The organism is Streptomyces sp. NPDC050439, from assembly GCF_040655335.1.
Classification (GTDB): Bacteria; Actinomycetota; Actinomycetes; order Streptomycetales; family Streptomycetaceae; genus Streptomyces.
Genome location: NZ_JBFAJT010000007.1, coordinates 72366 through 84193, shown reverse-complemented (window position 1 = coordinate 84193; position 11828 = coordinate 72366). Strand labels below are relative to the sequence as shown.

Sequence of the window (11828 nt, the reverse complement as noted above, 5' to 3'; positions counted from 1 at the left end):
CGGCGGCTTTCGCCTGTTCAGGAGAGGCAGGTGCTCGGCGTCGCGTGCGCCGGGTCGAGCGCGTTGGCGACCTCGTGGTGCGCCACGCGGTCGAGGATTCCGATGGCCACGTGTTCGGACAGGTCGACGGGGCACAGGTCCTGAACGGTGACGTTGCGTACGCCGGGGCCGTTCAGGAACTGCGTGCGGTACGGGGTGACGACCTCGTCGTACTTGGTGGCGATGACGGTGTAGCGCACGCCGGGCACGGTGTCGCCGCCTTCGTTGAGCTTGGTCAGGAACGGCGATCCGGCCACCTGGTCGGCCAGGGCCGGGGTCTTGGTGGTGAGCAGGTCCTCGATGCCGGGGAAGTAGGGCAGCAGCCTGGTCAGGCCGAGCAGGGTGGTGCCGTGGTTGTCGGGCGCGAGGCCGATCAGGGCGTTCACCTTCTCCGCGCCACCGAGGAACTTCAGGTAGTGGCGGGGCATCATGCCGCCCTGCGAGTGGCCGACGAGGTCCGCCTCGGCGGCGCCCGTGGAGGCGAGCACCTTGTCGACGAAGCCGTCGAGCTGCTCGGCGGACTTGTCGATCGGTCCGAGCCCGTTGAAGAAGGGGACGCCGGGCAGTTGGCCGTAGTCGAGGGAGTAGACGCAGTAGCCGCGCCGCACCAAGTAGGGCGCGAGGACGAGCCAGTTGTCGACGGAGTTCCCGAAGGTTCCGTGGACGAGGACCACGGGGCGGGGGTGGGCGGCGGACGGCTTGCAGCCGTAGTCGTTCCAGCCGCTCGACGAGGAGGCAGCGGCGGCAGGCGCGGCGGACGCCGTGGTGGCGGCGGGGGTGAGGGTGAGCAGGCCCGTCACGAGAAGCGTCATGAGGAGGGCGGCGGTGAACGCTCTGAGCGCTCGTCTCCAGGGCAGCATCGTGGGATCTCCTTGCGGCTCAAGGGAGTTGCGATGAGTGAGCCCTGTGATCCGGATCACGAGGATGCCGTGCACACGACAAATTACGGGCGAGTAGTAAAAGTGTGAAGTTGCGCGTCGGCAAAACTTGCACCAGGCACTGCACGACTTCCACCAGGCACAGGCACAGGCACGGGCACGGCCGCCCGCTCACCGCTGCCGCGGCGGTGCGACCAGCCCCACCTCGTACGCGATGATGACCAGCTGGACCCGGTCGCGGGAGTCCAGCTTGGCGAACAGCCGCGCCACATGCGCCTTCACCGTGGCCACGGTGATGAAGAGTTCGGCCGCGATCTCCGCGTTCGACAGACCCCGGCCGACCAGCGTCAGCACCTCGCACTCCCGGTCGGTGATGCCGTCGACCGTCCGCCGCGCCCGCCGCTCCGGAACTGGCCGCGCGGCGAACTCCGCGATCAGGCGCCGGGTGACGCTCGGCGCGATCAGGCCGTCCCCCGCGGCCACCACCTGGATCGCCGCGAGGATGTCCTCGAGCGCCATGTCCTTGACGAGGAACCCGCTCGCGCCCGCGCGCAGCGCCCCGTACACGTAGTCGTCGTCATCGAAGGTGGTGAGGACGAGGACGCGCGTCGGCTCCGCCTCCGCCGTGACCCGGCGCGTCGCCTCGATGCCGTCCATGCCGGGCATACGGATGTCCATCACGACCACATCGGGGCGCAGTTCGTGCGCGAGTTGAACCGCTTCGGCGCCCGTTCCCGCTTCCCCCACGACCTCGATGCCGGGGTCGTCCGCCATCAGGACGCGCAGGCCCGCGCGGACGAGGGGCTGGTCGTCGGCGAGGACGACCCTGACGGCGGGGGCGGTCATCGGGCCTCCACCGACGACCGGGCCTCCAGCGGTGGCAGCGGCAGCAACGCCGTCACCCGGAAGCCGCCCTCGGGACGCGGCCCCGCGGTGAACCGGCCGTGCAGCAGGGCCACACGCTCCCGCATGCCGACGAGGCCGAACCCGGTGCCGGCGGGCAGGCCACCGCGGCCGTCGTCCTCCACCTCCAGGGCGAGTTCGGCCGCCCGCCGGTCGACAGTCACCCGGCAGGCGTCCGTTCCCGCGTGCCGTACGACATTGGTGAGGGCCTCCTGCAGGATGCGGAACGCGGCCAGGTCGATGTCGGCGGGCAGCGGCGCGCGCTCCCCGCGCCACCGGATCTCCGCGCGGACTCCGGCGTCCCGCGCCGCCGTGGCGAGGCGGTCGACGTCCGCGAGCCCCGGAGCCGGTTCGCGGGGCGGCGCGGACGTGGCGGGGGCGTTTCCATGCCCCTCGCCCGCCGCCTCCGCCTCCGCCTCCGGCCTGCGCAACGCGACGAGTGTCCTGCGCAGCCCCGCGAGGGTCTCCCTGCTGGTGGCCTCGATGGTTCTGAGCGCGTTGCGGGCCTCCGCGGGCTGGGTGTCGATGACCCGGCTGCCCACGCCCGCCTGGATGGCGATGACCCCGATGCTGTGCGCGATCATGTCGTGCAACTCCCGTGCGATGCGCAAACGTTCGGCGGTGACGGCACGGGCGGTGGCCTGGGCGCGCAGCGCGTCGGCGTGCGTACGGCGTTCGCGGACCGAACTGCCCGCCATCCAGGCGGCGATGAGGGCGACGGCGACGAACGCCACGGTCTCGCCGTTGTTGGTCGCCCAGCCCGAGGGGCGGCAGCCGTCCGCCCGGTAGGGGGCGGGGGGCCGACAGCCGCCGTCGGGCGGGAAGGCGAAGAGGGTGAGGGCCTGGGCCGTGAAGGCCATGAGCGCCGCGGGGACGGAGACGCGGCGTGAGCGGGTGGCGGCGAGATAGCCGACTGCGCAGACTCCGGCCAGCGTCTGGAGGTAGCTGACCTCGGTCTTGCGCATCTCCATGCCGGCCGCGACCGCGCCCAGGAGCAGGAAGGCCAGCGCGGGCAGGGGTCTGCGCCTGAGGAGCGAGGCGACCACGGCCGTCAGCGCGATCGACGCGAGGACCATCAGGGCGTCGAAGCCCTGCTGTCCGTGGTCGAAGGTCACGTACGTGACGGCCGGGTAGACGACGGCTCCGCTCCAGGCCAGGCCCGTGCGCAACATAGGCCACAGGCGCCGGTGCGGGCGTCGGTCGCGCCCCTCCTCGGCCACGGGCTGACCTGGGTCGATGTCCATGCGCCGATCGTATGTGCCCGGTGCGCGCAGGGGTATTGGCCCACGGTCCTACGCCCGTGGGCTACCGGAGCCCGCGACGGGTGTGGCCCTCGGCCCGATGCCGCGCGGCCCGGCGGACGGCACCGTGGTCCGGGTGATCGAAGTCAACGAACTGACGAAGCGGTACGGCGACAAGAGCGCCGTCAAGGACCTGAGTTTCACCGTACGCCCCGGACACGTCACGGGGTTCCTGGGCCCCAACGGCGCGGGCAAGACGACCACCCTGCGGATGCTTCTCGGCCTGGTGTCCCCCAGCGGCGGCTCCGCCACCATCGACGGCCGCGCCTTCGCGTCCCGGCCGCGCGGCCTGCGCCATGTCGGCGCGCTGCTCGACGCGGGCGACGTGCACGGCGGCCGCACGACGGTGGCGCACCTGGCCGCCCTGGCACGCGGCAACCGCATCCCGCGCGCCCGGGTCGACGAGGTGCTGCGCGAGGTCGGCCTCGCCGAGGTGACCCGGCAACGCACCGGGGGCTTCTCGCTGGGCATGCGGCAGCGGCTCGGCATCGCCACCGCGCTGCTGGGCGATCCACCGGTGCTGCTCTTCGACGAGCCTCTCAACGGCCTTGATCCGGAGGGGGTGTTGTGGGTGCGCGGGCTCTTCCGGCGCCTTGCCGCCGAGGGCCGCACGGTCTTCGTGTCCAGCCACCTCATGTCCGAGATGGAGAACACCGCCGACCAGCTCGTCGTGATCGGCCGGGGCGAGCTGATCGCGGCGGAGAGCCTGACCGATTTCGCGGCGCGGGGCACGCGGCTGAGCGTGACGGTGCGCACGCCGGACGCCCTGAGGCTGACGGACGTACTGATCGCCGAGGGTGCTGCGGTGGAGGCGGACGGCGAAGCGCTCACCGTCACCGGGCTTCCCGCGGCCCGCATCGGTGAACTCGCGCTTAATGAACGGCTGTTGCTGCACGAGCTGACGACCCGTGCCGCTTCCCTGGAGGAGGCGTTCATGGAGCTCACCGCCGACAGCGTCGAATACCTGGCGGGAGAGACGCGATGACGGCCCTCGCCACCCTCACGGTCACCGAACCGCGCGCCCGCTTCCGCGACCTCGTCGCCGCCGAGTGGATCAAGCTGTGGTCGCTGCGGTCCACCTACTGGGTCCTCGCGGTCGGCGCGCTGGCGGTCACCGGGATCAACGTGAACTCCGCGGTGACGAACCTCGACTGGCTCTCGCAGCGGGACGCACCCGCGCCGATGGACCCGCGGATGCGGTTCGACACGCTATCCAGCGCGTTCGTCGACCCCGCCTGGCAGATCCTCATGGTCGTCGCGGGCAGCGTGGGCGCTCTCGCGGTCTTCGGCGAGTACACCACCGGTCTGATCCGTACGACGTTCACGGCCGTCCCCGACCGGCGTGCGGTGATGCTGGCCAAGGCGCTCGTCATGACGGCGGTGACGGCCGCGCTCGGCGTGTTCGTCTCGGTGACCTCGTTCGGCGTGACGCAGGCGATCCTGCGGGAGCACGGGGGTGTGTCGATCGGCGACCCGGGCGCGCTGCGCGCCGTCGTGGCGTCCGCGCTGCTCATACCGCTGAGCGCACTGGTGGGGATGGCCGTCGGGGCGCTCGTCCGGCACGCCACGGGCAGCATCGTCACGACCCTCGTGACGCTGATCCTGGTGCCCGCCTTCCTCCAGGGCGAGACGTACCGGTGGGTGAAGGAGCTCGGCAACACGATGCCGGTCACGGCGTGGAACGCCCTCATCGAGAACCCCGCGATGGACCACCCGCCGGTCAAGTACCCGGAGACGATCACGGAGGCGTGGATCGTGTTCGCGGCGTGGCCGGTGGCCGCGGTGATCGTCATGGTGCTCGCCGTGCGACGCAGGGATCTGTGAGGGGGCCCGGTGTTACGCCGCCAGCGTTCCCGGCACGATCGCGCCCGGGCCGAACTTCGCCCGGGCGCGATCGGCCACCGCCTCAAGCTTGCGGGCCCTGTCGTCCACCGGGTCGAACATCAGCTGGTGGGCGGCGTGTTCGGCGGGGGCGAGCCCCTCGGCGCGCAGCGAGATGCCGCGCACCCGGGCCCGCTGGAGGCCGAGCGCCTCGTACATGCGGTACGCGGAGCCGGTCAGGGCGCAGGAGTGCGCGGTCGGTTCGGGCAGCGCACGTGTGCGGCTCGTGGTGGAGCGGTCCGCATAGCGCACGGTGAGGGTCAGGGAGCGGCAGACCTGGTCCTCGTCGCGCATCCGCGCGCCGAGTTCGTCGGTGAGCGAGAGCAGCGCCCTGCGATGGCGCGTGGGGTCCAACTCGTCACGGGGGAAGGCGTGTTCGGCGGCGAGGGAGCGGGCGGCGGCGTTCGGCACGACGTGGGCGCGGTCGATGCCGTTGGCCTTCTCGCGCAGCTCGCGGCCCGCTCGGGCGCCGAGAAGGCGCTGCAGCGTGGACAGGGGCGCGGCGGCCACCTTGCCGATGGAGTCGAGGCCGTACGAGCAGAGGGTGCGGGCGGTGGCGCGGCCGACCCCGGGCAGTTCGGCGACCGGCTTCGGGCCGAGGAACTCCGTGACGGCGTCAGGGCCCGGGCCCACGAACCGGGTCACGCCGGGCGCTGCCTCCCGTGCGGCCATCCGTGCCAGCATCGGACCCGGCCCCGCGCCGATCACGCAGTCCACCCCGTACAGGGCGAGCGCCCGCACCCGGATCACCGAGGCGAGTTCGACGGCGTCCCGCCCGAAGTAGCGCATCGCTCCGCGTACGTCGACGAGCGCGGCGTCGGGCGGCAGGGCCTCGACGACCGGGCTGAACTCGCCGAGCAGCGCAAGCAGTCGGGGCACGGTGGCCTCGTACATGGGCGTCAGCAGAAAACGTACGCAAAGAGTGCTCATCCCGCGCTCCCCGAGCTCTGGTGCCACAACTTCCGTCCGGTGGCCGCCCGTTCGCCGGGCGGCCGGAGGTCGGCCCAGGGGTGCATCTCGTACCCCGTGGACATCCGGATGCGGCGGCCGTCGTCCGCCGGGGTCCCGGCGGGCTCCCCCTCGGGTCCGGGCTCGGCGAGGCGCGCGCCCACCGCTTCGAGCCCGCCCTCCTGGCGCAGCTCGACCAGTTCCGCCAGGTTCCACGCGGCGGCGCCGACCACGCTGAGGCTGCGCGGCCCGCGCCGCTGCACCACTCCGCGGACCAGGAGCAGCCAGGAGTGGAAGACGGTGTGCGCGCAGCGTTCGTGGGCGTCGTCGAAGAAGGCCAGGTCGACCAGGCCCGTGCCGTCGTCCAGGGTGGTGAAGATGACCCTTTTCCCGGAGCGGATCGGCGGGGTCTGGGTGGCCGCCTTGGCGCCGGCGACCAGCACGGTCGCCCCGTGTTCGGCCTCCCGCAGGCGGCGGGCGCTCTGCACGCCGAGCTCCCGGAGGAACTCGGCGTGGTCGCCCATGAGATGGCGTGAGGAGTCCATGCCGAGGACGCCGAGCTCGGCGCTGAGCCGTTCCGTGTCGTCCAGGTCGGGAAGACCGGCGGGGGCCGTCTTCCGGCCGCCGGACAGGGGGAGTTGGGCCCCGGCCGAGCCCCGCGAGCCCCGCCGGAGTTCCGTCAGGTGCAGTTGCAGGTCGCGGCGGTTGGCGCCGAACGCGTCGAGCGCGCCGACCTGTGCGAGGCGCTGCGCGAGCGGTTTGCCGGGCCTGGCCCGCTCCCAGAAGTCCAGGAGCGAGGCGTAGGGCTGCCCGGCCTCGATCCGCTCGGCCTCGGCCTCGCTGATGCCGTGGACGTCACAGAGCGCGAGACGCAGGCCCCAGCGGTCCGGAGCAGAGCCGGAACCGGAGCCAGAACCAGACACCAGTTCGATACGGTGAGCGACCGCCGACCGGTTCACGTCCAGCGGAAGGACCGGCACCCCTCGCCGCCGCGCGTCCGCGAGCAGCAGCCGCTTGGGGTACATCCCGGGGTCGTGCGTGAGCAACCCGGCGTAGAAGGCGGCCGGGTGATGGGCCTTCAGCCACGCCGACTGGTACGTCGGCACGGCGAAGGCCACCGCGTGCGCCTTGCAGAAGCCGTACGAGCCGAAGGCCTCGATGATCTCCCACGTGCGGGCGATCGTCTCGGCGTCGTAGCCCCTTGCCGCCGTCTGCTGCGCAAACCAGAACCTGATCCTTCCCTGCGACCCGGGATCGGAGAGCCCGCGCCGCACCCGGTCCGCCTCGTCGCGTCCGCAGCCGGTCATGATGTCCACGATCTGGATGATCTGCTCGTGGAAGACGACGACGCCGTACGTCTCCTTGAGCGGCCCCGCCAGATCCGGGTGCGGGTAGCGGACGGGTGCGCGGCCGTGCCGGGCCTCGATGAAAGGGCGCACCATGTCGGCGGCGACCGGTCCGGGCCGGAAGAGCGAGATGTCGACGACCAGGTCGTGGAAGGTCGCGGGCTGCAGCCGCCCGACCAGGTCCCGCTGGCCCGGCGACTCGATCTGGAAGCAGCCGAGCGTCTCGGTGGACTTGATGAGCTGATACGTCGCCGGGTCGTCCGGCGGCGCCGCGTCCACGTCCACCCGCTCACCCGTGGCCCGCTCGACCTCCCCCACCGCGTGCGCGATCGCCGACTGCATCCGCACGCCGAGCACATCGAGCTTGAGCAGCCCGAGGTCCTCCACGTCGTCCTTGTCGAACTGGGACATGGGCAGGCCCTCGCCGCTGGTGGGCATGACGGGCGTACGCGCGAGCAGCGAGGCGTCGGAGAGCAGCACCCCGCACGGGTGCATGGCGACCCCGCGCGGCAGCGCGTCCAGGGCCTCGACAAGATCCCACAGACGGCCGTGTTTCTGCTTCTCCCCCGCCACCGCCCGCAGTTCGGGCAGCTCCTCCATCGCCGAGCGGGCGTCGCGCGCGCGGATGTGCGGGAAGGACTTGGCGATCTTGTCGATCTCGGCCGGGTCCATGGAGAGGGCGGCGCCCACGTCGCGGATGGCGTGGCGGACCCGGTAGGTCTCGGGCATGGCGACGGTCGCGACCCGTTCGGCGCCGAAGCGGTCGATGATCGCGCGGTAGACCTCGATGCGGCGGGCCGACTCCACGTCGATGTCGATGTCCGGCAGGACGGCCCGCCGCGTGGAGAGGAACCGCTCCATGAGCAGACCGTGCTCGACGGGGTCGGCGTGCGCGATGCCGATGAGGTGGTTGACCAGGGACCCGGCGCCGGAGCCACGTGCCGCCACCCGGATGCCCAGGTCGCGTACGTCGTCGACCACTTGGGCCACGGTGAGGAAGTAGGAGGCGAAGCCGTGGTGGGCGATGATGTCCAGCTCGTGGTGCATCCGCTCCCAGTACGCACGGCGCCTGTCGTAGCCCCGCAGCACCATGCCCGCCGCCGCCCGCGAGGCGAGCACGCGCTGCGCGCTGCGGCGGCCCGCGCCCACCAGGTGCGGCTCGGGGAAGCGGACGGAGCCGATGCCGATGTCCTCCTGGGGGTCGACGAGACACTCGGCGGCGACCGCGCGGGTCTGCTCGACGAGGCGGCGGGCGGTGTCACGGCGGAAACCGGCCGCCTCCACGATCCGCTCGGCGTTGCCCAGCATGGCGTCGGCGCCCTTCAACCACCGCTCCCCGCCGTCGAGTTCCTTGGTCGGGTCGACGGGGACCAGGCGGCGCGCGGCGTCGAGCACGTCGGCGACCGGGCCCATGCCCGGATCGGCGTAGCGGACGGCGTTGCTCAGGACGGGGCGCACCCCCTGCTCGGCGGCGAAGCCGACGGTGCGGGCCGCGAGCCGGAGCGAACCGGGTCCGGTGCCCTCGCGGCCGTGCCAGACGGACTCCAGGCGCAGTGCGTCCCCGTAGCGCTCGCGCCAGGGTGCGATGAGGCGGGCGGCCAGGTCGGGGCGCCCGGCGGCGAGCGCGCGCCCCACGTCGGAGGTGGGGCCGAGCAGCACGGTCATGCCGTCGCCGTGGTTCTCCTCCCACGGAAGCACGGGCTGCCCCTCGCCGCTCCGGTGCGCGGCGGTGATCAGGCGGCACAGCGCGGCCCAGCCCGTGGCGCCGTCACGGGCGAGGAAGGTCACGCGCGGGGTCGACTCGTCGATGAAGGCACCTCCGCGCACCGGGGTCCGCCGCCGCGCATCGCGTGGCGATGCCGGCTCCCCCACCGCGAGCTCGGCCCCGAACAGCGGCCGCACCCCCGCCTTCGCGCAGGCCTTGGCGAACCGGACGGCCCCCGCGAGGGTGTCCCGGTCGGTGAGCGCGAGGGCGTCCATGCCCCGCTCGGCGGCGCGCTCGGCGAGCCGCTCCGGGTGCGAGGCCCCGTACCGCGGGGAGAACCCGGAGACGGTGTGCAGATGCGTGAACCCGGGCACACGCACCTCCTGAAACCCTGAACCGATCCGACCTCACATCCCCCGCCTCCACCATAGACCAAGTTTCGAACGCGTGTACGACAGCCGAGTCGAACCGCACCCCTCTTCGCCCATTCGGCCCCGCCCACCTGCGGGAACGACAAGGGGCACGGAGCGTGGGGGCATGAGTTTCACCGATGAGTTGAAGAGCGCCGTCACCCCGCGAGCAGCCCTGCTGGTCATCGGTGTACTGGCCCTGCAGCTGCTGTTCATCGCCTCCTACGTGGGGGCCCTGCACGACCCGAAGCCGAAGGACGTGCCCTTCGGAGTGGTCGCTCCGGGACCCGCGGCCCAGGAGACCTCGGACAAGCTCGGGAAACTCCCCGGCGACCCGCTCGACCCGCGCGTGGTCAAGGACGAGGCCGCCGCCCGGCACCAGATCATGAACCGCGACATCGACGGCGCCCTGCTCGTCGACCCCAAGGGCACCGACGACACCCTCCTGGTCGCCTCGGGCGGCGGCACCGTCCTCGCCACCGCCCTGGAGAAGATCGTCACCGAGGTCGACCGCGCGGAGAAGCGGACGGTCAAGGCCGTGGACGTGGCCCCTGCGTCCAGCAAGGACTTCGACGGGCTCTCGTCCTTCTACCTGGTCGTCGGCTGGTGCGTCGGCGGCTACCTGTGCGCGTCGATCCTGGCGATCAGCGCGGGCGCCCGGGCCACCAACCGCCAGCGCGCCCTGATCAGGACCGGCGTCATGGCGCTCTACTCGATCGCGGGCGGTCTGGGCGGCGCGCTCATCATCGGGCCGATCCTCGGCGCCCTGCCCGGCAGCATCATGGGCCTGTGGGGCCTCGGCTCCCTCGTCGTCTTCTCGGTCGGCATGATCACGCTCGCCCTGCAGTCACTGACCGGCATCGTGGGCATCGGCCTCGCCGTCCTGCTCGTGGTGATCGCGGGCAACCCGAGCGCGGGCGGCGCCTTCCCGCTGCCGATGCTGCCGCCGTTCTGGAAGGAGATCGGCCCCTGGCTGCCGCCGGGCGCCGGTACCTGGGTGGCCCGCTCCATCGCGTACTTCAAGGGCAACGCGATCACCGGACCGATGCTGGTGCTCGCCGCCTGGGCGGTCCTCGGCACCGTCGTCACCCTGGTCATGTCCGCGCTGCGCGGGGACCGCCAGCCGGGTCAGCGGCCGGCGACGGAGGAACCCGGGACGGACCCGGACACCGGCGCCCACCGCCGGTGAAGTCCCGCTTCCCCCGGGCGTTGTCAGACCCGGGTGCGAGGCTTGAGCGATGATCACCACTCTGGCCGTGGAGAACTACCGCTCCCTGCGCAAACTGATCGTCCCGCTGGACCGGCTGAACGTCGTGACGGGCGCGAACGGCACCGGCAAGTCGAGCCTGTACCGCGCGCTGCGACTGCTCGCCGACTCCGCGCGGGGCGGCGCGGTCTCCGCCCTGGCCCGCGAGGGCGGACTCCCCTCAGCCCTGTGGGCGGGCCCGTCGAAGGCGGAGGCCACCAGCCTCCGCCTCGGCTTCGCCGGCGACGAGTTCGGGTATGCGGTGGACTTCGGCCATCCGATCCCCGCCTCGGGCGCCGGCGCCGAGCCCTCCCTCTTCAACCTGGACCCGGAGATCAAACGCGAGTGCACCTGGGCCGGACCCGTGCTGCGCCCCGCCGCGCTGCTCTGCGACCGCGCGGGCCCCGCCGTGCGCACCCGCACCGCCGACGGCGGCTGGCACCGCTCCCAGGGCATCAGGCCGTACGACAGCATGCTCGGCGAGCTGGCCGACCCGCAGCTCGCCCCCGACCTGCTCAGGCTGCGCGAACTGATCCGCTCCTGGCGGTTCTACGACCACGTGCGCACCGACGCCGATGCGCCCGCCCGCGCCGCCCGCATCGGCACCCGTACACCGGTCCTCGGCCATGACGGCGCCGACCTGGCCGCCGCGCTCCAGACCATCCGCGAGATCGGCGACCCGGCGGCGCTCGACGCCGCGGTGGACGACGCCTTCCCGGGCAGCCGGGTGCGGATCGTCGACAGCGGGGGACGCTTCGAGCTCCAGCTGCACCAGCGCGGACTGAACCGCCCCCTGGGAGCGGCCGAGCTGTCCGACGGCACGCTGCGCTATCTGCTGTGGGCCGCCGCTCTTCTCACGCCCCGGCCGCCCTCGCTCCTCGTCCTGAACGAGCCGGAGACGAGCCTGCACCCCGACCTCCTGCGCCCCCTCGCGGACCTGATCCTCACCGCGACGACGGACACGCAGATCGTCCTGGTGACCCACGCCCAGCCTCTCGCGGACGCGGTCGCCAAGGGCGCGGTGCGCCACCGGATCGACGTGAACTCCATAGAACTTTTCAAGGAGTCGGGGCGGACGGAGGTGGCGGGCCGCGAGAGCCTCCTGGACGAGCCCCTCTGGTACTGGCCGAAGCGCTGAGTGCGCACGAGAAAGCCCCACCCCTGCTCTCGC

Annotated in this window: 9 protein-coding genes; 4 read left to right on the top strand and 5 right to left on the bottom strand. The window is 72.6% G+C overall.

The annotated features are described in order from the left end of the window. Positions 1-17: 17 nt before the first annotated feature. From AB0I66_RS28175 to AB0I66_RS28165, 3 genes are all read right to left on the bottom strand, one after another. Complete coding sequence (locus AB0I66_RS28175) at positions 18-899, bottom strand: alpha/beta fold hydrolase (protein ID WP_363210750.1); 882 nt, start codon at positions 897-899, stop codon at positions 18-20. A gap of 189 nt (positions 900-1088) precedes the next feature. Continuing rightward, complete coding sequence (locus AB0I66_RS28170) at positions 1089-1763, bottom strand: response regulator transcription factor (RefSeq protein ID WP_363210749.1); 675 nt, start codon at positions 1761-1763, stop codon at positions 1089-1091. Further along, complete coding sequence (locus AB0I66_RS28165; RefSeq protein WP_363210748.1) at positions 1760-3064, bottom strand: sensor histidine kinase; 1305 nt, start codon at positions 3062-3064, stop codon at positions 1760-1762. The genes AB0I66_RS28170 and AB0I66_RS28165 overlap by 4 nt, the downstream gene beginning before the upstream one ends. Positions 3065-3197: 133 nt before the next feature. On the opposite strand from AB0I66_RS28165, the gene AB0I66_RS28160 reads away from it, so the two are divergent. Together AB0I66_RS28160 and AB0I66_RS28155 are read left to right on the top strand one after the other, a co-directional pair. Continuing rightward, positions 3198-4106, top strand: a complete 909-nt coding sequence (locus AB0I66_RS28160; protein WP_363210747.1) for an ATP-binding cassette domain-containing protein — start codon at positions 3198-3200, stop codon at positions 4104-4106. After that, a complete protein-coding gene (locus AB0I66_RS28155; protein WP_363210746.1) occupies positions 4103-4945 on the top strand; it encodes an ABC transporter permease in 843 nt (280 codons plus the stop codon). The genes AB0I66_RS28160 and AB0I66_RS28155 overlap by 4 nt, the downstream gene beginning before the upstream one ends. Positions 4946-4957: 12 nt before the next feature. Here the strand turns inward: AB0I66_RS28155 and AB0I66_RS28150 are convergent, their stop codons facing one another. Further along, complete coding sequence (locus tag AB0I66_RS28150) at positions 4958-5932, bottom strand: hypothetical protein (RefSeq protein WP_363210745.1); 975 nt, start codon at positions 5930-5932, stop codon at positions 4958-4960. Further along, positions 5929-9375, bottom strand: coding sequence for a DNA polymerase III subunit alpha (locus AB0I66_RS28145; RefSeq protein WP_363210744.1), 3447 nt, complete (start codon positions 9373-9375; stop codon positions 5929-5931). The genes AB0I66_RS28150 and AB0I66_RS28145 overlap by 4 nt, the downstream gene beginning before the upstream one ends. Before the next feature lie 163 nt (positions 9376-9538). On the opposite strand from AB0I66_RS28145, the gene AB0I66_RS28140 reads away from it, so the two are divergent. Further along, positions 9539-10600: a DUF3533 domain-containing protein gene (locus AB0I66_RS28140; RefSeq protein ID WP_363210743.1), complete on the top strand. Its 1062-nt coding sequence runs from the start codon at positions 9539-9541 to the stop codon at positions 10598-10600. A 49-nt stretch (positions 10601-10649) separates the two neighbouring features. Further along, positions 10650-11795, top strand: a complete 1146-nt coding sequence (locus tag AB0I66_RS28135; RefSeq protein WP_363210742.1) for an AAA family ATPase — start codon at positions 10650-10652, stop codon at positions 11793-11795. Positions 11796-11828 lie beyond the last annotated feature (33 nt).

What these genes read in the sequence shown, in the direction of transcription:
- AB0I66_RS28165 (WP_363210748.1), bottom strand. Translation starts at nt 3,064, where the DNA reads ATGGACATCGACCCAGGTCAGCCCGTGGCCGAGGAGGGGCGCGACCGA.
- AB0I66_RS28150 (WP_363210745.1), bottom strand. Translation starts at nt 5,932, where the DNA reads ATGAGCACTCTTTGCGTACGTTTTCTGCTGACGCCCATGTACGAGGCC.
- AB0I66_RS28155 (WP_363210746.1), top strand. Translation starts at nt 4,103, where the DNA reads ATGACGGCCCTCGCCACCCTCACGGTCACCGAACCGCGCGCCCGCTTC.
- AB0I66_RS28170 (WP_363210749.1), bottom strand. Translation starts at nt 1,763, where the DNA reads ATGACCGCCCCCGCCGTCAGGGTCGTCCTCGCCGACGACCAGCCCCTC.
- AB0I66_RS28175 (WP_363210750.1), bottom strand. Translation starts at nt 899, where the DNA reads ATGCTGCCCTGGAGACGAGCGCTCAGAGCGTTCACCGCCGCCCTCCTC.
- AB0I66_RS28140 (WP_363210743.1), top strand. Translation starts at nt 9,539, where the DNA reads ATGAGTTTCACCGATGAGTTGAAGAGCGCCGTCACCCCGCGAGCAGCC.
- AB0I66_RS28135 (WP_363210742.1), top strand. Translation starts at nt 10,650, where the DNA reads ATGATCACCACTCTGGCCGTGGAGAACTACCGCTCCCTGCGCAAACTG.